General features: G+C 32.8%; 28 protein-coding genes. 14 read left to right on the top strand and 14 right to left on the bottom strand.

Features of this window, described 5'->3' with window-relative positions; all coding sequences use genetic code 11:
* Window positions 1-440 precede the first annotated feature (440 nt).
* From BSD9I1_RS18550 to BSD9I1_RS18520, 7 genes are all read left to right on the top strand, one after another.
* On the top strand, window positions 441-647 hold the full coding sequence (locus tag BSD9I1_RS18550; RefSeq protein ID WP_186431576.1) for a DUF1657 domain-containing protein: 207 nt from the start codon (window positions 441-443) through the stop codon (window positions 645-647).
* Between the two features lie 13 nt (window positions 648-660).
* The gene (locus tag BSD9I1_RS18545; RefSeq protein ID WP_186431575.1) at window positions 661-1,521 is read left to right on the top strand and encodes a DUF421 domain-containing protein; all 861 of its coding nucleotides are present in this window, start codon (window positions 661-663) and stop codon (window positions 1,519-1,521) included.
* Between the two features lie 26 nt (window positions 1,522-1,547).
* Window positions 1,548-2,027, top strand: coding sequence for a stage V sporulation protein AC (gene spoVAC / locus BSD9I1_RS18540; RefSeq protein ID WP_186431574.1), 480 nt, complete (start codon window positions 1,548-1,550; stop codon window positions 2,025-2,027).
* A complete protein-coding gene (gene spoVAD, locus BSD9I1_RS18535; RefSeq protein ID WP_186431573.1) occupies window positions 2,028-3,029 on the top strand; it encodes a stage V sporulation protein AD in 1,002 nt (333 codons plus the stop codon). It abuts the gene before it with no gap.
* A gap of 15 nt (window positions 3,030-3,044) precedes the next feature.
* Window positions 3,045-3,398, top strand: coding sequence for a stage V sporulation protein AE (spoVAE, locus tag BSD9I1_RS18530; protein WP_186431572.1), 354 nt, complete (start codon window positions 3,045-3,047; stop codon window positions 3,396-3,398).
* A gap of 18 nt (window positions 3,399-3,416) precedes the next feature.
* Entirely contained in the window at window positions 3,417-3,623 is a 207-nt protein-coding gene (locus BSD9I1_RS18525; RefSeq protein WP_186431571.1) for a DUF1657 domain-containing protein, read from the top strand.
* Between the two features lie 99 nt (window positions 3,624-3,722).
* Window positions 3,723-4,553 carry an MBL fold metallo-hydrolase gene (locus BSD9I1_RS18520; RefSeq protein ID WP_186431570.1) on the top strand — a complete coding sequence of 277 codons (831 nt, stop codon included), beginning with the start codon at window positions 3,723-3,725 and terminating at the stop codon, window positions 4,551-4,553.
* 147 nt (window positions 4,554-4,700) lie between these two features.
* On the opposite strand, the gene BSD9I1_RS18515 is transcribed toward BSD9I1_RS18520, so the two are convergent.
* A complete protein-coding gene (locus BSD9I1_RS18515; protein WP_186431569.1) occupies window positions 4,701-5,723 on the bottom strand; it encodes a rhomboid family intramembrane serine protease in 1,023 nt (340 codons plus the stop codon).
* A gap of 408 nt (window positions 5,724-6,131) precedes the next feature.
* Between BSD9I1_RS18515 and BSD9I1_RS18510 the strand changes: the two genes are divergently transcribed.
* Window positions 6,132-7,205 (top strand): YncE family protein, encoded by a 1,074-nt coding sequence (locus BSD9I1_RS18510; RefSeq protein ID WP_186431568.1) that lies wholly within the window; start codon window positions 6,132-6,134, stop codon window positions 7,203-7,205.
* Window positions 7,206-7,368: 163 nt separating this feature from the next.
* On the opposite strand, the gene BSD9I1_RS18505 is transcribed toward BSD9I1_RS18510, so the two are convergent.
* Entirely contained in the window at window positions 7,369-8,427 is a 1,059-nt protein-coding gene (locus BSD9I1_RS18505) for an HD-GYP domain-containing protein (protein WP_186431567.1), read from the bottom strand.
* A 263-nt stretch (window positions 8,428-8,690) separates the two neighbouring features.
* Here BSD9I1_RS18505 and BSD9I1_RS18500 point away from each other — a divergent pair, with 263 nt between their 5' ends.
* Window positions 8,691-9,020 (top strand): hypothetical protein, encoded by a 330-nt coding sequence (locus BSD9I1_RS18500; protein WP_186431566.1) that lies wholly within the window; start codon window positions 8,691-8,693, stop codon window positions 9,018-9,020.
* 48 nt (window positions 9,021-9,068) lie between these two features.
* Here the strand turns inward: BSD9I1_RS18500 and BSD9I1_RS18495 are convergent, their stop codons facing one another.
* The 4 genes from BSD9I1_RS18495 to BSD9I1_RS18480 all read right to left on the bottom strand — a co-directional run bounded on the left by BSD9I1_RS18495 (window position 9,069) and on the right by BSD9I1_RS18480 (window position 12,542).
* A complete protein-coding gene (locus tag BSD9I1_RS18495; RefSeq protein ID WP_306345891.1) occupies window positions 9,069-9,491 on the bottom strand; it encodes a Fur family transcriptional regulator in 423 nt (140 codons plus the stop codon).
* A 77-nt stretch (window positions 9,492-9,568) separates the two neighbouring features.
* The gene (locus tag BSD9I1_RS18490) at window positions 9,569-10,465 is read right to left on the bottom strand and encodes an HD domain-containing protein (protein WP_186431565.1); all 897 of its coding nucleotides are present in this window, start codon (window positions 10,463-10,465) and stop codon (window positions 9,569-9,571) included.
* A gap of 206 nt (window positions 10,466-10,671) precedes the next feature.
* Window positions 10,672-11,826 (bottom strand): hypothetical protein, encoded by a 1,155-nt coding sequence (locus BSD9I1_RS18485; RefSeq protein ID WP_186431564.1) that lies wholly within the window; start codon window positions 11,824-11,826, stop codon window positions 10,672-10,674.
* A 107-nt stretch (window positions 11,827-11,933) separates the two neighbouring features.
* Entirely contained in the window at window positions 11,934-12,542 is a 609-nt protein-coding gene (locus BSD9I1_RS18480) for a CBO0543 family protein (protein WP_186431563.1), read from the bottom strand.
* A gap of 302 nt (window positions 12,543-12,844) precedes the next feature.
* Between BSD9I1_RS18480 and pflB the strand changes: the two genes are divergently transcribed.
* Together pflB and pflA are read left to right on the top strand one after the other, a co-directional pair.
* Window positions 12,845-15,055 (top strand): formate C-acetyltransferase, encoded by a 2,211-nt coding sequence (gene pflB / locus BSD9I1_RS18475; RefSeq protein WP_373419362.1) that lies wholly within the window; start codon window positions 12,845-12,847, stop codon window positions 15,053-15,055.
* 340 nt (window positions 15,056-15,395) lie between these two features.
* Window positions 15,396-16,100 carry a pyruvate formate-lyase-activating protein gene (gene pflA, locus BSD9I1_RS18470; protein WP_186431561.1) on the top strand — a complete coding sequence of 235 codons (705 nt, stop codon included), beginning with the start codon at window positions 15,396-15,398 and terminating at the stop codon, window positions 16,098-16,100.
* Between the two features lie 52 nt (window positions 16,101-16,152).
* Here pflA and BSD9I1_RS18465 read toward each other — a convergent pair whose 3' ends face one another.
* Window positions 16,153-16,818 carry a VanZ family protein gene (locus BSD9I1_RS18465; RefSeq protein WP_186431560.1) on the bottom strand — a complete coding sequence of 222 codons (666 nt, stop codon included), beginning with the start codon at window positions 16,816-16,818 and terminating at the stop codon, window positions 16,153-16,155.
* Between the two features lie 269 nt (window positions 16,819-17,087).
* Between BSD9I1_RS18465 and BSD9I1_RS18460 the strand changes: the two genes are divergently transcribed.
* Together BSD9I1_RS18460 and BSD9I1_RS18455 are read left to right on the top strand one after the other, a co-directional pair.
* Entirely contained in the window at window positions 17,088-17,591 is a 504-nt protein-coding gene (locus BSD9I1_RS18460) for a MarR family winged helix-turn-helix transcriptional regulator (protein ID WP_186431559.1), read from the top strand.
* A 249-nt stretch (window positions 17,592-17,840) separates the two neighbouring features.
* On the top strand, window positions 17,841-19,745 hold the full coding sequence (locus tag BSD9I1_RS18455; RefSeq protein ID WP_186431558.1) for an NAD(P)/FAD-dependent oxidoreductase: 1,905 nt from the start codon (window positions 17,841-17,843) through the stop codon (window positions 19,743-19,745).
* Window positions 19,746-19,803: 58 nt separating this feature from the next.
* Here the strand turns inward: BSD9I1_RS18455 and BSD9I1_RS18450 are convergent, their stop codons facing one another.
* Window positions 19,804-20,256 carry a VanZ family protein gene (locus BSD9I1_RS18450; RefSeq protein WP_186431557.1) on the bottom strand — a complete coding sequence of 151 codons (453 nt, stop codon included), beginning with the start codon at window positions 20,254-20,256 and terminating at the stop codon, window positions 19,804-19,806.
* Window positions 20,257-20,395: 139 nt separating this feature from the next.
* Window positions 20,396-22,060: a S41 family peptidase gene (locus BSD9I1_RS18445; RefSeq protein WP_186431556.1), complete on the bottom strand. Its 1,665-nt coding sequence runs from the start codon at window positions 22,058-22,060 to the stop codon at window positions 20,396-20,398.
* Window positions 22,061-22,272: 212 nt separating this feature from the next.
* On the opposite strand from BSD9I1_RS18445, the gene BSD9I1_RS18440 reads away from it, so the two are divergent.
* Window positions 22,273-22,941 (top strand): DUF6143 family protein, encoded by a 669-nt coding sequence (locus tag BSD9I1_RS18440; RefSeq protein WP_242966557.1) that lies wholly within the window; start codon window positions 22,273-22,275, stop codon window positions 22,939-22,941.
* Between the two features lie 168 nt (window positions 22,942-23,109).
* Here the strand turns inward: BSD9I1_RS18440 and BSD9I1_RS19055 are convergent, their stop codons facing one another.
* The 5 genes from BSD9I1_RS19055 to BSD9I1_RS18420 all read right to left on the bottom strand — a co-directional run bounded on the left by BSD9I1_RS19055 (window position 23,110) and on the right by BSD9I1_RS18420 (window position 25,346).
* Window positions 23,110-23,241, bottom strand: a complete 132-nt coding sequence (locus BSD9I1_RS19055; protein ID WP_278281265.1) for a hypothetical protein — start codon at window positions 23,239-23,241, stop codon at window positions 23,110-23,112.
* A gap of 212 nt (window positions 23,242-23,453) precedes the next feature.
* Window positions 23,454-23,669: a DUF2922 domain-containing protein gene (locus BSD9I1_RS18435; protein ID WP_186431555.1), complete on the bottom strand. Its 216-nt coding sequence runs from the start codon at window positions 23,667-23,669 to the stop codon at window positions 23,454-23,456.
* 20 nt (window positions 23,670-23,689) lie between these two features.
* Window positions 23,690-23,926 (bottom strand): DUF1659 domain-containing protein, encoded by a 237-nt coding sequence (locus BSD9I1_RS18430; RefSeq protein ID WP_186431554.1) that lies wholly within the window; start codon window positions 23,924-23,926, stop codon window positions 23,690-23,692.
* Window positions 23,927-24,051: 125 nt separating this feature from the next.
* Window positions 24,052-24,633 (bottom strand): sigma-70 family RNA polymerase sigma factor, encoded by a 582-nt coding sequence (locus BSD9I1_RS18425; RefSeq protein WP_186431553.1) that lies wholly within the window; start codon window positions 24,631-24,633, stop codon window positions 24,052-24,054.
* A 47-nt stretch (window positions 24,634-24,680) separates the two neighbouring features.
* The gene (locus tag BSD9I1_RS18420) at window positions 24,681-25,346 is read right to left on the bottom strand and encodes a hypothetical protein (protein ID WP_186431552.1); all 666 of its coding nucleotides are present in this window, start codon (window positions 25,344-25,346) and stop codon (window positions 24,681-24,683) included.
* Between the last annotated feature and the right edge of the window lie 96 nt (window positions 25,347-25,442).

Here is a 25,442-nt window from a genome sequence, read left to right as displayed (position 1 = left end):
TGTTCATTTTATATTTTTATTCATAATATGTCAATACATATAGTTAACTTTACCAAACAATTACTTTTCAAAATGTTTACCTCTATTTAATAATTTGTTAAATAACATATTGAATAAAAAAATATAAAAATTTTACTAAAAAACTAATATTTTTTATGAATACTACTAATAATAAACTCGCAACCTTTTAATATATTTTAAAAATTAATAATCATTTAAGATCAAGTGATTCTTAGACTCAGGTGGAGCTTGCTTATGAAGAATACTTCTCTCCATCTGAGTCTTAGAAGAACTTATCCAGGGGCGTATCATCCGTTATGCACAGCATAAGAGCTCTAACTGACTGAAGTCAAAGAGTTCTAATATCTCCCACCTAAAAGGGATAGGAGTATTACGGATGGTTGCCATCGGATAAATGACGTTCTAAGGAGGTATTCAAGGTGACAGTTGGTTCAAAAGTCAAACAAACTCTTGCTAATTTAAAAGGAATTGAAAGTACACTTAGGATTTATTCACTTCAAAGCAGAAATGAAGAAGAAAAAAGTGTTTATAAAGAAGCATTAAAAGATGCTGAGTCCGTAATTTATGATATGGAAAATAGAATTAAAACACTAGAATTTGAAGAACCACAATATAAAGGTAATTAAGTGAGGGATATATATGCAAGCTTGGTTTATAGTACTTTTAAGAACTGTAGTTTTATTTTTTGTAGCTTTAGGCATAACTAAAATTGTAGGAAATGAAAATTTATCGAAGTCTTCTCCTTTTAAAGTCATAAGTTACATATTTGTATCTATAATAACGGTTTTGATTTCTTTAGGTTTAGTACCAAACATTGCTTTTGCATTTGTTGCCCTAGCAAGCTGGGTTTTACTCTTGCTTGCACTAGATTATTTATCGTTAAAAAGTAAAAAACTTCATGATTTCATAAATGGACGTGAAACGGTTCTTATGAAAGACGGTAAAGTTCTTGAAAACAACTTAATGCAAGTAAAGTTTACAGGTGACGAGCTTTTAAGGGAGCTGCGTTCAAAAAGTGCCTTTAACTTAGCAGATGTGGAGTTTGCAGTTATGGAAACCACAGGAGATGTAAACGTCCTATTAAAATCTGATAAAAAACCTGTAACTCCTCATGACTTACATCAAAAGGTTAATCCCTCTTCAGAGCCTGAGACTGTAATATTAGATGGAAATATCCTTGATGAAGGCTTAAAAAATATAGGGCTTAACAGAGAATGGTTAAAGGTTCAATTATCCAGCTCTGGAGTATCACTAGATAATGTATTTATTGCTCAAGCTGATTCTTCTGGTGATTTGTATATAGATCTTTTTATGGATTCTATAGACGTACCTCAGGCTAAAGTTAAGGAATTGCTATACGCAAGTATTGCCAAAGCTCAATCTGATTTACTTTCATTTTCTTTAGAGGTAAATAACCCGGAGGTTAAAAAGGCCTACTTTAACAATGCAAATAGATTAAAAAAGGTCATGGATAAATTAGAGCCTTATCTTATGCGTTAGATAAATTTTATTGGAAGGTGATTTTTGTGTCTAGCAAAAAAAAGAAGGAATTAACTCCTACTCAACAGGAATATCAAGACTTTGCAAAGGATAGAGAACCAAAACGCCCTGTTTTTAAGAACTGTATAAGAGCTTTCTTAGTTGGAGGACTTATATGTGCCATCGGACAGATTTTACAGTTCTTTTTTATTAATCAATTTAACTTTACGCCTGAAACTGCAGGCAATCCGACTTCTGCAGTACTTATAATAGTTTCTATTACACTTACTGGCTTTGGAGTTTTTGACCATATTGCACAATGGGCTGGAGCTGGTACAGCCATTCCAATTACTGGATTTGCAAATACCATGGCATCAGCTGCCATTGAACATAGAACTGAAGGCTATGTTTTAGGTGTAGGTGGAAATATGTTTAAGCTTGCAGGTTCTGTTATTGTATTTGGAACATTTTCTGCCTTTGTAGTTGCAATAATAAAACTTACTCTTCAATGGTTGGGGGCGATGTAAATGCTTAAAGGCAATCAATCATGGATTTTTGAATCAAAACCTGTAATTATATCTTCTGCTGCTGTAGGCGGTCCTTTCGAAGCAAAGGGCAATTTGGCTGAAGACTTTGATATACTTCATGAAGATACATGGGTTGGTCAAGATAGTTTTGAAAAAGCAGAAAAAACACTTTTACAAGAAGCTGCCGAAACGGCAATTCACAAAGCCAATATGAAAAAAGAAGATATCACTTTTTTCTTAAGCGGTGACCTTATGAATCAAATAATTTCAAGCAGCTTTGCAGCTAGAAGCCTTGGTATACCCTATCTTGGAATATTTGGAGCCTGTTCAAGCGCTATAGAGGGTTTAGCTATAGGTTCACAGCTTATAGACAGTGGTGCTGCCAATTACATAATTGCTGCTGCATCAAGTCACAATGTAGCTGCAGAAAAGCTTTTTAGATATCCTACAGAATATGGAGCACAAAAACCTCCAACTGCTCAGTGGACTGTAACTGGCGCTGGAGCAGGACTGGTTGCTTCAAAGGGCAACGGTCCTAAGATAACTTCAGCTACCATTGGCCATGTGGTTGATATGGGAATTACAGATCCATATAATATGGGAGCAGCTATGGCCCCTGCTGCCGTAGATACAATTGAAGCGCATTTCAGAGATTTAAATATAGATCCAACTTACTATGATTTAATTGCAACAGGAGACTTAGGAAGGGTTGGCCATCAAATATGTGCTGATTTATTAACTAAGCATGGATTAATAATACCTAAAAAGACTTTTACTGATTGTGGACTATTAATTTATAAAGAAGACCAGCCAGTATTTGCTGGTGCTAGTGGATGTGCTTGCTCAGCAACAGTATTACACGGCCATTTATTAAACCGAATGAAAAAGGGAGAGCTTAAAAGGATATTAATCATTGGTACTGGGGCACTTCTATCTCCTTTGTCCTATCAACAAAAGGAAAGTATCCCTTGCATAGCTCATGCAGTATCTATAGAAATGTAAAAGAGGTGCATACATATGGAGAAAATATTTTGGGCATTTATTGTAGGTGGTGGAATATGTGTTTTAGGACAAATAATGATGGATGTATTTAAACTCACTCCTGCCCATACAACAAGTACAATGGTAGTTGTAGGGGCTATACTTGGAGGTCTTGGATGGTATGATCCCCTAATAAAGTTTGCAGGTGCTGGAGCTTCTACTCCAATAATGAGTTTTGGAAATGCCTTAGTCAAAGGTGCTTTAACTGAAGCAGAAAAAACAGGATTTATTGGTGTACTTACAGGAATTTTTGAAATAACCAGTGCAGGAATTTCTGCTGCTATAATATTTGCATTTTTGGCATCACTCATATTCAAACCAAAAGGATAATGAAAGGAGGTGATTTATATGACAGTGGGAACTCAAATGCAACAAGCTATTGCTGGTATTCAAAGTGCTTCAGCAACTATGAAAACTTTTGCTCTAGAAACTGAAGATACTCAAGCTAAAAAAGATTTTCAAAACATTGCTCAAGACCTTGATAGTGCACTTCAAACATTACAGCAAAGACAGCAATATATACAACAACAAGAACCACAATACAATCAGCAGTAAAATTATTAATTTACAACTAAGTAGGACATTTTAGTTTTAGCTAAGATGTCTTTCTTAGTTACTATAAATTACTCTACATTACGAAGGGTGGTAATATATATGGGAAATGCTCTAGTAGAAGGATTGTCCAAGCTGACTACTTCTTCCCTGCAAATTAATTCAGATATTTTAATTTTAGAATTCACTGTTGTAAATGCCTTTTTAGTGGGCACTCCTAAGGATAAGTCTTCCAAATGGGTACTTGTGGACGCTGGCCTTGAAAATTCAGCAGATTTTATTTTAGAATCCGCTGAAAAGCGCTTTGGAAAGGATAGTCGTCCTGAAGCAATTATACTTACTCATGGACACTTTGATCATGTAGGCTCAATAATAAAGCTTATTAATATGTGGAATGTGCCTGTTTATATTCATGAACTGGAACTTCCTTATGTAACAGGAAAAAAAGATTATCCCTTAGCAGATCCAGCCGTTGGTGGAGGAATGGTTGCAAGATTATCACCTACTTTTCCTCACACAAGTATTGATTTAAAAGAGCATGTAAAAGTTTTGCCATCCGATGGTACCGTTCCTGGTATGCCAGATTGGAAATGGATACATACTCCTGGACATACTGAAGGTCATATATCGTTATTTAGAGAAAAAGATGGAGTCCTTATAGTTGGTGATGCCTTTACGACAGTAAAACAAGAATCTCTTATATCTGTAATAACTCAAAAGGAAGAGATAAGCGGTCCCCCAAAATATCTTACTACAAATTGGGATTCCGCTGAAAAGTCCGTAAAAGTACTAAAAGATTTAAATCCTTTATTAGCCCTTCCAAGCCATGGCCAGCCCATGGAAGGTGAAGAACTTTCAAAACACCTATCCTTACTTGTTCATGAATTTGAAGAAATTGCAGTACCTGATCAGGGAAAGTTTTTAAAAGAATAATACCTATTTAAGTGAATTTTAGTTCCCTACATAGTCTCTAAGATTTTATTGCATATAAAAAATCTAGTTGTAATAAACTAGATTTTTATATTAACTGTAAGCTAATAATTAACAGTTATTATACAAAATTATGGAGTCATATGTAATCTATATCTCCGATTTAATTTCACGTTTGTAAAGTATCAGCGACACCAGAAATCCTCCAATTAATCCCCCAATATGTCCGAAGTTATCCACATTAGCTATAGAAAAACCTATAATTAAGTTCACAACTATAACAGACATAATGTTATTTACAAATCCTCTTCCAACTTTATCTTCAGATCTAACTGCAAATACTAAGGATGCTCCTAAAAGACCAAATATGGCACCAGATGCACCTACAGAAATACTGTTAGAAAAAATATAGCTTAAATAAGAGGAAGTAATTGCTGAAACAAAATATATAATAATATACTTAACTTTTCCAAATACCTTTTCAACAAGTGGCCCTAGTGCAGTTAAAGCATACATATTAAAGCCTATATGCATTAATCCTCCATGTAAGAAAGCCGCTGTAATAAGTCTATAGTACTGGCCTCTATCTATTAAGGGGTTAACCTTTGCTCCTAAAAACACTAAAACTCTTGTATTACTATCTATTATATTTCCTGATAGAAATGCAGTAATTAAGTACATAAGCACATTCAATCCTACAAAAATATATGTAAGAATAGGTTTTTCTTCTTTTACTTTCTTTTCATCTGGTATGATATTACCTCTATTTAAATAATAAGAAATTGTCTGTAATACTTCTTCCTCATCCCCTGTATAAAAGGTAATAGCATTACTTTGTAAATCTACAGCTATATAATTATCGCCATTTAACGAATTACTATTAGCTTCGTCCATTACCTTCCTGGCTGCTATCTCTCCATCTATTAAGTATATCCTAGTAATTTTCACAAAGGACTCATTGGTATTTTTACTGAAATTATATTTAACCCAATTGTCATCAGACACACCATAATCTTCTCTGCAAAACACTATTCCCTTTAGCTCACCCTCTTCATTTTCCCTTAAAAGCCCCCAGGGCGATGCAATTCCTCCACTCTCACTTTCAAGCTCTATTAAAGTATATCCAAAATGTTTTGTTAAAGCCTCTATAATATATGTTGTAAATTCATTCATTAAACCTTCCCCTTTATATAATTATCAGTTTATAACTACGAATCTTAAGTTCCCAGCTCCCGATTAGGACTATTATAGCATAGCAGTGAATTAGTCACCACATAATAGTCAATTTTCCACATTTCTTATTTCATTGATTTTTATTTCCAATTAAGTATGCCCATGAACTTAAAATTTTATTGATGTTTTATCACCTAATTTTTCATATTGTTACTTAAAATATTACCTTAATACATATATAGTTTAAATTAAAATTTCATGAATAAAGTTTTAATTTTTATAGCATAATAACATGGTAATCCATTCCATAAAATAATTATTTTTGCTTCATATAATCTTTATATTTAGTTATTAAAATTAATTATATACCATTCAGGTATACTTTATATTTATTAGGAGGTTTCATCAATGAAAAAACTAAAATATTTAAAATTCATCACCCTATCAACACTGCTTACTTTATCACTAACAGCTTGCGGCAGCACAGTTAAAGAAACTAAGGAGCAAACTCCAAATAATGATCAAAAACAATCACAGGTAGAAAAAAAGCTATCTCCTGTTGTTTATACCGCTAACGAAGGTGGAACTGTATCTAAAATAGATGGCACCACCTATGAAGTACTTAGTACAATTAAAAATGAAGGTTCTCCTCATAACGTTCAAATTTCTCCAGATGGAAGAGTTGTAGCCTTTACTTCTGCGGTGAAAATGGAAGAAGGTAAAACAGAGCATGGCTCTATGAACATGAAAGGTTCCGCATTATTTTATGATGTAGAAACTGACAAATTAATAAAAAAAGTTGAAGTGGGTGTACACCCAGCTCATATAGTATTTACTGAAGATGGTAAGTATGTATTGGTTACAAATAATGACGATAATAACGTATCTATAATAGATACTAAGGATTATAAATTAGTGAAAAACGTTTCAACTGGAAAAGGTCCTCATGGCTTTAGAATATCAGCAGATAGCAAGTATGCTTATATTGCTAACATGGCTGAAGATACAGTAAGCGTTATAGATATTGCAAATGCCAAGGAACTTAAAAAGATTAAAGTTGGAAAAAATCCAGTAACTACTGGCATAACTAGAGATGGTTCGATTTTAGCTGTTACTTTAAATGCTGAGGATGCAGTTGCTATTGTAAATTTAGATACTGATAAAGTGGATAAAGTAGCTGTGGGAGATGGTCCTGCACAGCTTTATATTGATCCTAATGATAAAATTGCTTTTGTTGCAAATCAAGGTACCGAAGGAAAGCCTTCAAATACCGTATCTAAAGTCGATTTAGAACAGAAAAAAGTAATTGCTAACATTGAAGTTGGTAAAGGTGCTCATGGAATCGTTACTAGTGCAGATAACAAATACATACTTGTAACAAATATGTATGAAGATACAGTTAGCGTAATTGATATAAATAAAGATGATGTAACTAAGACAATAAAGGTTGGTGCTGAACCAAACGGAATTAGTGTCAGATAATAAAAAACACTAGCCCCTATATCTAATCACCGCGTTAAAGTTATAACACTACGCGGTGATTAAAAATTAGAGGCTAGTAACTTATTAATTTATAATCTATAACTTTTTACTAGTTCATAGTTAATGTTTTCCTAACTTATAGTCTCTATGTCCTAAATCAGATTTAAATAACCATTTCAACAACCAAACTAGGATTTTTCAGCAAATCTATTTCATAAAAAGGTATTGGTGAATTCTGTTCTACGTCATAAAACATTCTAATTACAGGTCTATCTGGAAATCCCCTATTTTGTCTTATAACATATCCTTCCTCACCATTAGAAATTCTCACTCTACATCCTAAAGGATATATAGCAAAAGTATCTTTAAACTTTTGAACAACGTTCATATCAAAACTTGTTCCTGCACCTGAAAGTATAAGTTCATATGCATCATTTGGACTAAACTTTCTTCTATAGCATCTATCATTACTTATAGCATCGTACACATCACAAATGCAAATTATCTTAGCTGACTTAGATATCCCATTACCAGAAAGCCCGTACGGGTATCCTTTTCCATCTACTCTTTCATGGTGCTGCTCTACCATATTTACTATGGAATCTGGAATACTTATATTTTTCTTTAAAATTTCGGCCCCATACACAGGGTGCTTCTTTATTTCTTTAAATTCTTCATCTGTAAGCTTTCCTTCTTTATTTAATATCTTGCTAGGAATTTTAGTTTTTCCTACATCATGTAAAATTGCACCTATTCCTAAATTCTTTAAACCTGCCTCATTAAATCCTGAGCTAAGGCCTAAAAATGAAGTCATAATGCAAGTGTCTAATGAATGTACATATGTATAGTTATCAAAAGTTTTTATATCATTTAAGCTTTTATTTACATCGCCTAGGTCTATAATGTATTCGATTAGATTTTCTACAACATTTAAACATTCTTTTAACTCTTTCTTATTTACGTTATTTACATTCTTTATAAGACTGCCCATAGTTTTCATGGTAATTTGCTTAAGTTCTGATAAATGTTCATCTTCTACTTGTACATCATCTAATCTTTCATCTTCCACATAAATATAAAATACTCCTAGTTCCCTAAGCTTCTTTATATACGAGTCAGTGAGCTTCATACCTGCACGTAAAAGAATTTTTCCATCACTTGATAAAATACTTTTACCTAAAACTTCTTGCTCTTTAACTCTATTAATAAACTCCAGTCTCATAGCAATACTCCTTAATTTTCCTCATATTTTATGCTATCTCAAGTAAATAATACCACAGGTGTCAAATAAATAGAATACTTTCCTCTCTATTTTATTGAATTTTCAGCAAAGTTCAATAAACAGCTTAGTAGTTTCAAGTAAAACTTAAGTTTAACTTGAAAATTGAAAAAATTTTATATTCTTTCATATCCTTTTCTAATATTTAATTATAATCTTGATTAATATATAATATATTTATAGTAAAAAGCTTAAAGGTGATGTTATTGAGAAATAAAAAGATTTTAAAGTATGTAATTTTATTATCGGTGGTTTCAATTCTTTCTATAGTATTACGTACTCGAATTATTAGCTACAAATCTCAAGAAATTAACTATGCAGTAGAGTATAACCTTACCCATGGAATATTTAATCGCTATAAACTTTACAGTGTAAACAATCTTGAAATGTCTTATTCAGATGGTAACATTGCAGTAGTAAGAGTTGAAGGGGTTGAAAAAAACAAATCACATCGAAAAGCACTTTATAATGTATTTCTTGAAAGAACCTCGAGAGGAGTATGGAAAGTTAAAAAACTATATCCTATACTGGAATAATACTAAAAAACCGCTAGTACCTACACTTTTAGAAACTAGCGGTTTTGATTATTTATGCTTTTTTACAGTGCAATCCTTACAAACACCTTGAAATTTTAAATCCAAATGTGTGTCTTCAGTTAAAGTAAATCCAGTTTTATTTCTTATAAGCTGCTCTACTTGCTGCATTGGACAATCTATTTCTACTTCCTTATGGCATACAGCACACTCTAAAATATGCTTATGTTCTTCATGATTAATTACATAATTATACCTGCCATCACCTAGATCAAACTTGTTTATTATTCCTTTGTTCGTGAAAAGTTCAAGGTTTCTATATATTGTAGAAAGGTCTAAAGACTCTCCTCTATTTTTAAGCTGTTCATTTATCTCGTCCACAGAGAGAGCATTTTCACTATTGCTTAAAATACTTATTAAGATTAGCCTTCCTTGAGTTATCTTTATTTTATGCTCTTTTAAAATTTTCTCCATAATCATTTCACTGCTTTCAATTTAATCATAAAATCTTTAATTAATTTTATCATTAAATAGTATAATTTTCAATGATGTTAAAAGTAAAGTCTTCCCTCTATTCTTCTTTCATAAGCAGTCCATGTATTAGGTTCTAAATCCTTTGTAATTATATCTAACTTATTAAAAATTGCATCCGTATAATCAGCTAAGTGTACTACATAGGCCTCCTGTGTGTTTGGTGATTTTGGAGAACCATATTCCTGCTTTCCATGATGCTGAATTATACAAGCTTTCATCCTAGTTTTAAAATCCTCACTATAGCATTTAGGATCTGCATTAAAAGCCTCTTCAAGCATGGATACCCCAATTACAATATGACCTTCCATATCACCTCTTAAAGTATAGGAAAAAGGTCCATCATAATATAGCTCCTCTGTTTTTCCTATATCATGAAGCTTTGCTGCTAAAATTGCAATTTCCTTATTTCTAATATCATACCTATGGGCAAATACCCTAGCAAGATACATAACATTTAGAGTATGTTCTGCTAACCCACCTAAGTAATTATGATGTTGGCTTACTCCACCTATTCCTCTTTTAAACTTATCTAAAAACTTCTCATTCTTAAAGAAATAATCATCTAAAGCTTTGGTTTCTCTGCTTAAAAATTCCTCTTTCGATATATCCTCTATATCCTTCATAATATCCTCTATAGGACGCTGCACTTTAGGAATATAATCATAAATATCATAGGAATCTACCCTATTTGCACTTTGTACATCAAAAAAATTTCCTTGAGTACCTTTAATATTTAATACATCCCCTACCTTTAGCTTTTGCTTCCCATCAAGCAAAGTAACTTTAATATCCCCTGTAATATCTCCTACATATGCGGTGATGCTTGTTTCTCCTTTGCTGACTATCTTTTTTATCATAAATGTAGATTCTATAGTTTTTCCTGGGGCTATGTCCTTTATAAAAACACTTTTCATATGTATCACATCCTTCTTTTTTAGTAACCAGCATGCTAGTTACCAGTAGTCAGTATGGATGTTTTGCAAGACAAAAACTAAATTTACTGGTTACTGACTACTGGCTACTGATTTTACTTCCCAGTTTCCTACTATTATTATGGACAAATATACTTCTTATTATTAGTTAACATAATAGCAGATATTTTTTAACCCGCAAGTTAAGTTTAGAGCAAATTAAATATGTTTGCAATTTGCATTAACACAGCTGTGTCCGTATTTGTCATTATTGCATTTATTAAAGCATTCTTTTCATTTTGACTAAGCCCCCTATATATTCCCTTTACCACTGCGGCATCATTACTATAATTATAGGATGGATTAGCTATAAGCTTATTTAATGTCTGTATCATAAGTGATATTACTTTATTTCCTTCTTCAGATCCTGTATTATTTTTAACTCCTGAAAGTTGATTTCTTGCCTTTGTAAGAAGATTTATTTTTTCTTGATCTGCATTATTATTTCCCTGATTATTTTTATTATCTTCAATTGTTTTATCTATACCACTTGCTATATCTTCTGCTTGCTTTTTACCCTCTGTACTTTTAATATTTTTTGAAATATCTTTTAATCCATTTGATATCTCATTTAATATATTTTGCGATGGGTTTTTAATTCCTTGTTGAAGCCTATTTAAAAGTTCCTCAATTTGTTTTTTCTCTTCGCTGCTTAAGGCCTTTTTTCTTAAATCATTAAGCTTATTTTTCAAAGCTTCCAGCTGGCTTTTTATTTCATTATTATTAAATAACTTTGATGGATCAAATTTATCTATTTTAAGAGTTAATATGCTATTATGTAGCACAACAGAGCTTATGTCCACAGGTACTATATCCTTATTTATATATATCTTCTCATTCCTTACCTCTAAGCCCTGAGCTTTATTACTCTTAAGTCTATTTAAAACCACAGCTTTAGGAATAGGAAATTTACCTACTTTGAAATTTGTAGGATTATATATTATATTCCCTTCATCATACCCTATGCTCCCGGTACTCCAAACTACTACACTTACCCCTTTATATATTCCAGGTATCCCCACAGTTAATTTATCATCATTAAATTTAAATTGAGGAGTTTTTATTGTAATACTTCCTACTTCCTCCGGAGACTTATACACTGCTGCAAGAAGTTCATTTACCTCTTTTTCAGTAAATGCAGCTGTTCCTCCTGTTTTTTCTGCAGCTATAACTCTATCTAGTGCCTTAAAGGAAGGTTCCTCTAAAGTATATCCTGATTTATTAAAAGCTAAGCCTATAGATATCCCTACTGCTAAAATTAATATTAAAATAATTGAAAAGATAACTTTTATTATACGTTTCATTAGTACCACCTCTGTACATATATTTTCACTTTATTAATACGATACTTTTTATTATATCATGCTATTCAATTAAATAATTTCATATAAAACTTAAAGATGGGCCTTTATTAAATCCTATCTCGTAAATGTAAACTTTTATAAATGTACCCAGCTCCAAAACCAATTAATGAAGATATAATTTGAGCTTTAACCTTACCCCCGCTATTAGGTCTTATAATACAAGTATCAGGCTTTATAACTAGCTTCTCAATATACTTTGGTTCATCCTTGGCTTGCAGATGAAACCAATAATAATATCCCGACCAAATAAACCAACTGATATACCAAATAATATACGAATAAAATATATTATATCTGGGCCCATAACTTATCAAATTAGTATACCTCTCTGCAAAAAATTCAAATACTATTAAAATAGTAGTCCACTTCAGTGCCTTAATAGCCTTTGCCTTTAACCCTTTTGGTGAATATCCAAGCCATAATAAAGCTAAAACTGGTATTAAGAAAAAGTTAAATGCTACTGAAATAATTGGCATATTTATTATTCGTGCTGAATAAGTCCATAAATTAAGAGTCTTTGCTGTCCAAGCCCAGGTTCCTGAATATACTATGACGAAATACTTCATATATATACACTTCTTAAATTTGCTTCTTTTCAATCCATATACAATTATTGAAATTATAATTATAGCATATTGAGCTATTATTTCTATCATTTTAAAACCCCTCACTAATTCATAATTATATATATTATTTGTTACTTACACATATTTAATTCTCAAGTATTTTATACCATTTTAGTCTAAATTCAATAAATAAGCTTCATCAACTGCTCATATCTCCCATTTTATTTATATTTTTAAAATTGACATATATATTTTTATATGGTAGTTTTATATTGTAGTAATACTTCAGTACATTAATTTATATTTAACATATATTGTTTGTAATATAACGTACATTGATCATAAATTTTATATATATCGTTAGGAGGTTGTTGTTATTGAAAAATGAATGGATGGGATTTAATGAAGGATTATGGACAGGCGAAATAAATGTTAGAAACTTCATTCAAAAGAACTATAAGGCCTATGCTGGAGATGATAGCTTTTTAGCTAATCCAACAGATAGAACAAAAGAGCTTTGGTCAAAAGTTGAAAAGCTATTAATAGAAGAAATCGAAAAGGGACTATTAGATGTAGACACAAAAACCGTAGCTGGAATAAATAATTTTGCCCCTGGATACATTGATAAAGAAAATGAACTTATTGTAGGTCTTCAAACTGATGCTCCACTTAAGAGAATGGTTAACCCTTTTGGTGGAATAAGAATGGCCGAACAATCTTTAAATGAATACGGTTATGAAGTTGACCCTGAAATGCATGAGACATTTACGCAGTATAGAAGAACTCACAATCAAGGAGTTTTTGATGCTTATACAGATGAAATTAAAAAAGCTCGTAGTGCAGGACTTTTAACTGGACTTCCTGATGCTTACGGCAGAGGACGTATCATAGGTGATTTCAGAAGAATAGCTCTTTATGGAATAGATTTCTTAATTGGACAAAAGAAGATTGACTTATCCAAAATTAAGGGTCCACTAGTTGAGGAAACAATAAGACTTAGAGAAGAAGTAAGTGAACAAATTAAAGCCCTAGAAGAAATGAAAAACATGGCCATGTCCTATGGCATTGATATATCTAATCCTGCTAAAGATGCTAAAGAAGCAATTCAATTTTTATACTTGGGATATCTTGCAGGCGTAAAAGAAAATAATGGTGCAGCTATGTCCATTGGAAGAAATACTACATTTATAGATATATATATTGAGAGAGATTTAAAAAATGGACTATTAACTGAAATTGAAGCTCAAGAGCTTATAGATCAGTTTGTACTAAAGCTTAGACTTGTAAGACACTTAAGAACTCCTGAGTATAATCAGATATTTGCAGGAGATCCAAACTGGGTAACAGAATCCATAGGCGGAATGGGACTAAACGGAAAAACTTTAGTTACAAAGACTGCCTTCAGATTCATAAATACTCTTACAAATTTAAGCCCAGCACCAGAACCAAATATCACAGTTTTATGGTCAGAAAAGCTTCCTGAAGGATTTAAAAAATATTGTGCAAAGATGTCTATAGAAACAGACTCACTTCAATATGAAAATGACGATATTATGCGCCCTTTATATGGAGATGATTATGCTATAGCTTGCTGCGTATCTGCTATGCAGCTTGGAAAGCAAATGCAATTCTTTGGAGCAAGATGTAACTTGGCAAAATCCCTACTTTACGCTATAAATGGCGGTGTAGATGAAAAGAAAGGCACATTAGTTGTACCTGGAATTTCTAAGATAGAGGATGAAATACTCGATTATGAAAAAGTTAAAGAAAACTACTTTAAAGTATTAGAATATGTGGCCACTATTTATATAGATGCTTTAAATATAATTCACTTTATGCATGATAAATATGCTTATGAAGCAGGACTTATGGCCCTTCACGATACAGTAGTTCATAGATTTTTAGCCTGTGGCGTAGCTGGATTATCCGTTGCAGCAGATTCATTAAGTGCTATAAAACATGCTAAAGTTAAACCTATAAGAAAAGATGGAATAGCTGTAGATTTTGAAACAGAAGGAGATTTCCCTAAATACGGAAATGATGATGATAGAGTTGATGACATTGCTGTAGAAATAGTTAAGAGATTTATAAAGGAACTTAGAAAAAATCCTACTTATAGAAATGCAGAACACACATTATCTGCTCTTACTATAACTTCAAATGTTATGTATGGTAAAAAGACTGGTTCAACTCCAGATGGAAGAAAAGTAGGTGAAGCTCTTGCTCCTGGTGCAAACCCTATGCATGGAAGAGATGTAAATGGAGCTCTTGCATCACTTAATTCTGTAGCAAAAATACCTTATAGAGATGTTTGCCAGGACGGTGTATCAAATACCTTCTCTATAATTCCTGATGCATTAGGAAAAGATGAGAACGCAAGAATTGATAATTTAGTTTCCATACTTGATGGATATTTTGCACAAGGATCTCATCATTTAAATGTAAATGTGCTTAATCGTGAAACTCTACTGGATGCTATGGAAAATCCTCATAATTATCCTACTCTTACTATAAGAGTATCTGGTTATGCAGTAAACTTTGTGAAACTTTCAAAGGAGCATCAGCTAGAAGTTATTAAGAGAACTTTCCACGAAAGAGTGTAATACGTATTTTTAATGTTGAACTAGAAGCCTGAGATTTGCATCTAGGAAATCGTTCATCTCACTAAGAACGGCTAGTATTTCTTCCTTTTAAAGCACCTAAGCCTTCTAAACTCGCTATCGCTCAAACAGTAGAAGGCTCTTAACGGTTCTTTAAAGTTGGAAATAAAGCCGTTCTAAAGTTTATTCAATGATTTCTACGATGCAAATCTCATGCTATGTTCAACATTGAAAAATGTATTCATGCGAACTGCTGTAAGGATAACTTTCGCTTTGGCGAAAGTTCCTCTAAATTTATGTAATTAGTGATTAGAGATTTAGATACAGGAGATGAGAATTCAATATGATAAAAGGATATATTCACTCTACTGAAACTATGGGCTTAGTTGATGGACCAGGCATTAGAACTGTGGTGTTTTTTCAGGGATGTGCACTTAGATGTGCTTATTGTCATAATCCTGACACATGGAGCTTTGAAGGCGGACAGGAAATATCCCCTGAGGAGCTTTTAAAGAAGGTTCTTCGCTTTAGGCCCTACTTTGAAAAATCCGGTGGCGGCGTTACATGCTCTGGGGGAGACCCCCTAATGCAGCCAAAGTTTTTACTGGAATTTTTGAAGCTTTGCAAGGAAAATAATATTCACACAACCCTTGATACTTCAGGAGTTGGCCTAGGAAATTACGATGAAATTCTTAAATATGTGGATCTTGTTCTTTTAGATGTGAAACATTATGCTAGGGACGGTTATGAACAAATCACTAAGCATAGCATGGACAAATTTAATGAATTTGCTGAAAGTGTCATTAAAGCAAATGTTCCTCTTTGGATTAGACATGTAGTAGTTCCTGGAATTACTGATAGTCAGGAACACATGACTGAGCTTAAAAAGTTTATATCTCAGTTTAAAAACATAGAAAAAGTAGAACTTCTACCCTACCACACTTTGGGAGTAAATAAATACAAAAAGCTTGGAATTCCGTATAATCTGGATGGCGTTGCGGCAATGGAAAAAGATAACTGCAAACAGTTAGAAAAATGGTTAAAATAGATTTTATTATAGGGGCCAGACCCCTGGGAAAAACACCCAGGGGTCTGGCCCCTTATATTCCATTGTTTTGAGTTTTAGAAAATCGTCTTTTAATGGTGGTTTTAAGTTTTTCCCAAAAACACCAGGTGATTGTTCCAAAAATGGCTCCCGAAAAATCTAACAGCACGTCACCTACCTCAGAGGTTCTACCTTTCACAAAACTTTGATGAAACTCATCTAATACCGCATAAAATAAGGCTATAAATAAAACATATATTATAACATTTTTGTTTCTTATACCAAACTGCCAAAATACATTTGCAATTAAAATGGCAAGTACTATATACTCAAGTGCATGCGCACCTCTTCTTACCAGGTAGTTTTGAAACTTAAGCTTTTTATCCTTTGCTGCATTGTTAGCTTTTTTTACAGTACTTGAATTATTACTTTTTATAGATGTATTGGTATTTTTTTTAGTGATTTCAGTATTATTATTCTTATTTACAATATTATTATTTTTGTCTCCAGAAGCTTCTGCTTTCTTAGCTTCCTTGTCTACATTAAAACTTTCCACTCTCTTAGGTTTTTTCACAGTATTCTTCATCTCTATATAATATTTTTTTATACTCTTTAAAAATTCTTCACTTCTTGCATTTGACTCCACTCCATTTTGAGAGGAATTGTAAAATATAAATCCCATCCATGCTAAGCATAATATTATAGATATAATCTTCTTCAAATTTTTACCTCCATTTTCCTTAAGGGCCAGACCCCTGGATGATATTCCCAGGGGTCTGGCCCCTTTATTCAATTATATCACACTTTCAACAAATCCCTTATTTCTCACATCATTTTTCATTTTTATCTATGATTATTAACATATAACCAAATTTTAAACCCGAGCTAGACCCCTGGAAAAAAACACCATAGGGTCTGGTCTAGACAGAATATTTCTGTTATAATACTATTGTTTATTACAGGGCTTAGCCCTCTTAAAGGAGCATATTTATGGATAAACCACTTAAAGATTATTATTTTAATATATTTTTAAACCTAATTAGAGCTACCTACATGAATTTAGAAAAGGATTGGGAAAACCTCGCAGTGGAAGCTGGTCTAACCCATGCACAAATGCATGCCCTTTGGATATTACATCTTGATGATGGTTTAACTTTAGAGGAGCTTGGAAATATTGCCCTTTGGAATAAATCCACCACATCTGCCCTCATAAGCAGATTGGAAAAAAAAGGTTATATAGAAAAGCAAAAGTTTTTAAATAACAGCAGAACTATCAAAATTTACATAACTGAAACAGGCAAAGAAGCTCTAGAAAAAAGTGTAGGAACTAAGTCTGCTTTTCAATTTATGGGACTTTTTGAGCATTTTGAACATGACGAAATTGAGTCCTTTCTAAAAACCCTGCAAAAAATTTCCGACATGGTTGGCACTTGGGACTTAACTGATTTTCAGAAGTTTCTAGAATCTTCCTCAGAAAAACTGTTAGAAAAATAACATATCTCTCTTGATTTTTTTATTTATCTCTATATAATATTACATATAGAGATAAAATTCGTGCGCAAATGTTATTAATTTACACTATATTTCTTGTAAACTTAACACCATTTTATTAAACCTAACATCTTAAACGAGCTTTTTATTTTTTTATCAACAAAATTCGTCAACGAATGTCACTGTCTTAATGCTGATCATAAAAAAATATTAAATTTGTCATACTATCATAGAAATTAGGAGGTATTTATCATGTCAAAACTTTTTACACCTATTAAAATTGGTAACCTAGAATTAAAAAACAGATTTATGCTTGCCCCTATGGAAAATGGTTTAGCAGACCTTGGCGGAGAAGTTAATCAAAGAATAATTGATTTCTTTGTTGAAAGAGCTAAAAATGAAGTTGCTATCATAATCTCAGGATCTGTTGGAATCTCTCCTGAAGGACGAGGACTTCCTACTCAATTAAGCATATATGATGACAAATTCATTCCAGGACTTAAAAAAATGACTGATGCAGTACATGAAGCTTGTGCTAAGATAGGCGCTCAAATATATCACGCTGGCAGACAGGCTAGTGAAGCTGTAACCGGAATCCAGCCAATAGCCCCTAGCGCTATTCCATGTGCAATACTTGGAAATAACCCTCGTGAAATGACTAATGAAGATATTATAGAAATAAAAGAAAAATTTAAAAAGGCTGCAGAAAGATCTATAGAAGCTGGCTTTGACTTAATAGAAGTTCACTTTGCTCATGGCTACTTACTTCACAGCTTCCTATCCCCTCACAGCAATAAGAGAGATGATGAATACGGCGGCTCTTTAGAAAATAGAATGCGTTTTCCTATGGAAGTTTTAAATGAAGTTGTAGAAGTTTCTAAAGGAAAAGTCCCTGTAATCATAAGAATAAGTGCTGATGAGTATCTAGAAGACGGCTTAAAATTTGAAGAAGTAAAAACAATATGTAAAGAAGCTGTAAATGCTGGAATTGATGCTATAAGCTTAACTGCTGGAAGCTATGATGCTGTTGAATATACAATTCAGCCAATGTTTATTAATCAAGGATTTTTAATACCATTTGGTGAGCAGCTTAAAAAAGAAGTTAATGTTCCAATTATAGTAGCTGGAAGACTTAACAGTGCAGAGTTAATTGAAAGCATAGTTGAAGAAGACAAAGCTGACATGGTTGCCATTGGAAGAGGACTTATTGCAGATGAAGAACTTGTAGTTAAGATGAAAAATAAAGATTATGAAGACATACGTTACTGCGTTGCTTGTAACCAAGGATGCATTGACAAAGTATTTTTAGGTCAAGGCATAAACTGCTTAGTTAATGCTCGTGCTGGATACGATAGAGAAAGAAAAATTGAAAAATCATCTGAAGTTAAGAACGTCATAATCATTGGTGCAGGCCCTGCTGGACTTGAAGCTGCTAGAGTATCAAGACTTAGAGGCCACAATGTAACAATTGTAGATAAAGTAAATAAGGTTGGCGGTAAGATGGAAATATTATCTACTCCACCTGAAAAAGATACATTCCTATTCTTTAGAGATTACTTATATAATCAATATGTAAGACTTGGAATTAAATTTGTACAGCAAGATGTTAAATCCCATGAGGATATAAAAGACTTAAACCCAGATGCAGTAATTATAGCAACTGGTGCTTCACAAACTGTTCCTCCAATAAAGGGAATCGAATCTAAAAATGTAGTGCTTGCTGAAGATGTGCTAAATGGAGATGCTAAGGTTGGCTCCACCGTTGCAATCATAGGCGGAGGACTTGTAGGAACTGAAACTGCAAAATACCTTGCTACTCAAGGCATTAAAGTTCACATTATAGAAATGATGGATGCAATAGCAAAGGATATCGGTGCTACCTTTGTAGGACACTTATTTGAAGTTTTAAATAAAAATGGTGTTGAGCAGCACGTTAATGCTAAAGTAAAAGAAATAACTGAAAGCGGAGTTATTCTTGAAGATGGTGAAATCAAAGCTGACAATGTAATTATTGCCGCTGGATATAAGCCTAATGATGAAATTGCTGAGGACATTAAAAATAACTTCAAAGAAGTATATACTATAGGTGATGCAAAGAAAGCAAGAAGAATCATGGATGCTGTGGAAGAAGGATTTACAGTAGCCTGTGAAATATAAATTTACTAAAAAAGGGGCCAGACCCCTGGGATTTGCCCCCAGGAGTCTGGACCCTTTTTTACATCAACTTGCCACTTGCCACGTGGGTGGCACTTTTAATTTTCATCAGTATGCCTGCAAAAATTCCACCTGAAGTATCAATTAAAACGTCTTTAAATCTTCCTTCCCTTCCTGGAATGAAAATTTGATGAAACTCATCTGAGCATGCATATAAAAATGTTATTCCCAAAGATATAATTAAGCTTTGCTTTAAAGAAGATGTGTCTTGTAGAGCATTAAATAATAATGCATATAATATAAAATATTCCGTAAAGTGACCAGCTTTTCTAACTATAAAATTAGCCAGCTCTCCAAAGTAACTGTTTAAATCTATGCCTAAAGCATTTAAGGTTCTTAATACAAATCCACTTTTTTCATCTGATACAGCTGCAGGATCATTGGAAAATAAAAATATGACTATCATCCAAGCTAGTACCAATATCCATTTAAAATATGTTTTATTCCATTTCATAATAAAACTTCCCCATCCTTTATTTCAATTCTCTTAAAATTATACAACAACAATTTAAGTATATCATAATTATTAATGGAAATGTTGCTGTCTACAATAAGAGCCAGACCCCTGGTTAAATTACCCGGGGGTCTGGCCCCTAATTTATTACTTGAACCTTTGTTACTGTTTCCTTTCTTAACTTCTTGCCCTCTTCATCCTTTACCTTGTCACTTACTACAAGATAGTACGAGCCCTGTTGTAATTCATCTTTTAAGCTTATGGTAGCTTTACTACCCTGTGTTACTTCTATATTTGCTGATATACGCTGTCCAGTATCTCCATTTATTAGTTCAATAGTTTCATTATTTGCAGTTTTAGGGTCTACTGCCTTATTAAACTTTATGGTAAATGTTTTATCTTTACTATTTTTAGTTAAGCTTTTTAAAACCTTATCGTTAGGATATAAAAGATTTGTTTTATCTTCCAAGTTTCCATCTAAACCTTCACTAGCAAAACTTGTCCATCCACTTCCCTTACCTAAGAACAAGTTATCAGTATCTGTATTCTCTATAAGATATTTATAAGTTTCCCAATTTTCATCTTTTCTAGCTTCATTAATATTTATATAAAAGCTTTTATTATTAATTAAAACCTTTATATAGCCTTGTTTATTATCTAATGACTCTATATTCTTACTATTATCTGCTTCACTTAAAAGAAGATCTGATAAATATAATGAATCAATATCCTTATCATCCACCTGAAAATCTGGACTTACTCCCACGTGATTAATAGTATTTTTATATGGAGATAAAAATTCATAGGTAGTGAGCTTAATAAAACTTCCATCACTTAAAGGAAATATACCTTGAGCAACTCCCTTTCCATAAGTAGTTTTCCCAATAAAAATAGCTTTCTTATAATCCTTTACCGCTGCTGATAAAAGTTCAGAGGCACTGGCACTATACTGATTGATTAAAAAAATCACAGGTTTTTCTATTATCATGTCATGCTTATAAGCTTTAAAACTTGCTGAAGCTCCTGTTCTATTTTTTATTACCATAAGAGATTTGTCTCCTATAAAATATCCCCCAATATCTCTAGCTGCCTCTACATATCCACCTGAATTATATCTTAAATCTACTATATATGACTCTACATTAGCCTTTTCCAACTTATCTAGGTTTTGTCTAAATTCATCTGGGGTATTTTCTCCAAATGAATTAATTTCTATGTATCCTATATGATTATTTAAAACCTCACCCTCTACTGTAGGAAGAGATATTTGCTTTCTTATTACATTAACCTCAAAAGTGCTTATACCTCTTTGTATAACAAGATGTACACTTGTTCCTTCTTCTCCCTTTATGTAACTTATAGCCTGTTCTGAAGACAATCCCTTTAAAGTAACATCATCTGCTTTTATAATAATATCTCCTGCCTTTAATCCTGCTTCTTCAGCTGGAGAAGTGTTAAAAACACTCGTTATCTTTATTCCCTCTTCATCCGTAAGTACCTGTATCCCAATACCCGTAAACTTATTATCTATACTACCGGTGAAGCTTTCATATTCTTCTTTGGTAAAATAACTAGAGTAAGGGTCATTAAGCTGCTTTACCATGTCTTCTATAGAAGTAGAATTTAAAACCTCATCAGAAACATCATTTAAATAATAATTTTGAATTATATTTCTAGCTTCTGATAAAACACTTCCTTCTGCTGCATTGACATATGAATAATTAAAGCCGCTTATAAATATTACTAAAGATGCAATAATTCCTATGGTTTTAGTTTTTGTTTTTTTCATGTTAAATAACTTCATAAAGTTCTCCCCCGTATATCACATATCTAATGATATTAATGTGTATTCTGTTGATATTATTATATCAAATCATTTAAGATAAAAATACATTTTTTCCTAGGAGCGAGACCCCTGGGTGAAAATATCCAAGGTCTGGCCCCATTCAAGTTATTCACCACTTACATTTTGACTCATATAATAAATTGAACCCTATTTAAAAGGAGTTGTAAGTTATGAATAACTATCCTAATGCTAATTACCCTGGACAATGTCAAAATGAATCTAGCTGTCCTTGCTACAATATGATGAACTATCCTCAGCAATACTATGGATGTTATCCATATTGTAATTGTCCAAGGCCATCTATATATAAACCATCTTTAGAATACACTGTTTCGGTTCCCATTAACTTGGCCAAGTCTCTAGAAGGAAAGTATTTTGTAGGTTATGCCGATAATCTTTCCTTTGGTATGGGGACAAGTGCTTGGGCTAGATTATATAATCCAATTAATTCAGGAGTAAACTTGCATGTAACTGTTTGGACTGTAAGTGATGTATCTGAGTCTCCATTTAGAGCTCAAATTTGGTTTAACGCTGAGCCACCTGGAACACCTCAGACATCATCATTGGTAACTCCTTCTAACCAAGCGCTTTGTCCATTGCCAGAGCCTAGAGTAAAACTTCAATATGCAAATAATGTGGAGGGAGAACCTACTGGAGGAATTAAAGCTTTCGTAAGAAGAGGTCAGCCAGAGACCACTTTGGTAGATGATGAACAAGGAAAATTTATTTTCCCACCTGGCGGCTCCTTTCTCATTTTCTTATCTAATCCAGAAATGCCGCAGCTATCAGCTTCAGGTAGAGTTGCTTTTGGATGGTGGGAAGAACCTATCTGTTATTAGTGCAAAAGTATTATGAGTAAATAAGAAACTGCCCTTACTTTTAATGATAAGGGCAGTTTTTATTAAACTAGAAATTATCTAGGATCTTCCTTATTACAAGAGTGTTAGAATTCAGGCTGTGCCTGAAGATAATAGCCTGATCTTACGTGACATAAAACATTGCCATTCTTAATTTAGAGGCTTGTTTACCTTTCCTGCTCCTTTTGATGCAGGTACTGCTTGTGGTTCTGACATAATCTCTAGTATTCTCTGCTCTGCCTGTTCCTGGGTTAATGCCTTACCCTTATTTGGCTTTTTCATAATAAAAATCAACTCCTTTAAAGGTTTATAGTTTCTATAAATAAAAGTTTTTAATCAAATAATATAGAGACCATAATGACTTCTATTAGCATTATGGTCCCCAACTAAATTTGCCTCAATTTATATTATATCACATTTAAACAAAACTTGCTTAAAACTTATCCAAATGGTCAGGGCCCCGAGATTTATTCCCATTGGCCTGGCCCCAGCCTCTATATTTCTATTTCAGTTTTTTCTCTATCTACCATATAAGCACCGCTCTTGCTTACTAAATCCCCATTCTTAGTTTCAAATACATTTTGATCAACTATGGTGTCCATAAGGTTATTAGCTTCTGCAGCAGTTACTGCATCCTTTATATTATTTACAGTGATGCTTGTTTTTTTTCCTCCAACATTCACAAAGGATAAAACTAAACTCTTAGCCATAAATCATTCCTCCTTTTTAATTAACCAAGCACGCTATCTTCTTCTTTTTTAACATACAAAAGTCCATTTTTAAGTACAGGTGCAATTGCCTGTGCCACAGCATTTAAGGCATCATCAGTTGCAGCAGTCTTGATTTTGGAGAATCTTTGACTTCCAAGAACGTCTTTGCCCTCATCATCTGTTCCCACCACATATTCAAGAATTAAAGACTTTTTAACCATGTCAGCTGTAACAGCCATACTATCAACTCCTTTCATTATCACATCCCAATTCATTAAGATGTTTCACTATTTAATATGCAATAAAAAGGAAAGTGACGAAAATTTGAGAGATAATTTTTATTAAGATTAAGGGATTATGTACTAGGAACTATAACAGCTGGTTACTCAAGGCCCTCTCTAAGTTTTTTTAGTATCTGCTGCATCCTATACCGCCCCTGATTATAACTAACCCCCTTCATCACTGCGTATTCCTTAAGCCTTTTCCTATCAATATACACCCATTTAATCATTTCCTTTTCTTCTTTACTTAATTTTTCAATGCCCTGTCTAAGTCTTTTATAAGTCTCCTTCTTTAAATACTCCTCCTCTAAATCAGAGTTACCCTCTAGTCCGTCTTGCAGTGTCAGTCCTTCCCCTGTTTCAAATTCCATGCTGTATTCCCCATTGTGCCGGGATTCCTGCCTTATAAGGTAGTAAAAGTTTCTCTTAATTGATGCCAGCGCATAATAATTAAAATTCTTATTACTAGGCTTGTACATTTTTATTGCTTTTATAAGGCTTACATATCCCATTTGAACTAAATCCTGAATTTCATGGCCCTTTACATAGGTACAGCGAGCTTGCTTTACTATATAGGGCTTAAAATACTTAATTAAGTCTTCTAAAGATTTTTTATCTCCACTTTGAGCTTTAAGAGCTAATTCTTCTAAATGCATAGAGTTTTCTTTCTTAAAGTCATTCATATTCAAAAAGTTTCTCCTTCCAATAGTACTGTCAGTGGATATTAAAATTAAGCAGATATATACTTAAATACCTCCGCCATAAGCTGTGCCTCATCTTTATGTTCTTTCCCCCACATATACATTTGCTCCTTTGCTTGTCTTTGAAACCTTTCAATCCTTTTTAAAGCTGTATGATATGTTAACCCTCTATACCTTGCATAGGCCTCAGCAGTAATATCTTGATTTTTTAAAATAAATTCCAGCACATCTTTACTTTGATCACTTAACCTATCTTCAATAGTACTAATTAAAGGACTATATACAAGTTCATCTTCTACAGTGTGAAGCATTACTTGACTAGATTCTTCAGCAAGCATATCAAGGTACCCATCTTCGCCATAGGTTTCTCTTAAATATTTATCTTCCTTCCTGATTTTTCTCCTTTTCTCTCTTTTTCTAAACATATTTATAAAAAAGTTTTTCATTGCTTTTATAACATAATACTGATTTACTTTTTTATTTTCCTTTTCAATTTTTTTATGCAGTTCAAAAAGAGCCATAATTGATTGCGAAATAAGCTCCTCTAAGTCCTGCCAAGCAAAATATTTGCTATTACAGCATCCTTTAGCATATGAAATTATACATCTTTCAATATCATTCCAGTGCTGTGATGTTTCTTCCCCAAACACATACTTCATTTCATCTAATAATCTTTTAGCTTCATAATCTGTCATCTTATAACACTCCCCCTTGTATAATACTTATATTTACACATTAGGATAATTTATCCCTGTATATTATATAAAACAAATAAGTCTCTCCAAAAAAGA

Origin of the sequence: Clostridium sp. BSD9I1 (assembly GCF_900185645.1) — a bacterium.
In the GTDB taxonomy this organism is placed as follows: Bacteria; Bacillota; Clostridia; order Clostridiales; family Clostridiaceae; genus Clostridium_AK.
The sequence above is the reverse complement of the archived record's forward strand: the minus strand, read 5'-3'. Positions and strand labels throughout refer to the sequence as shown.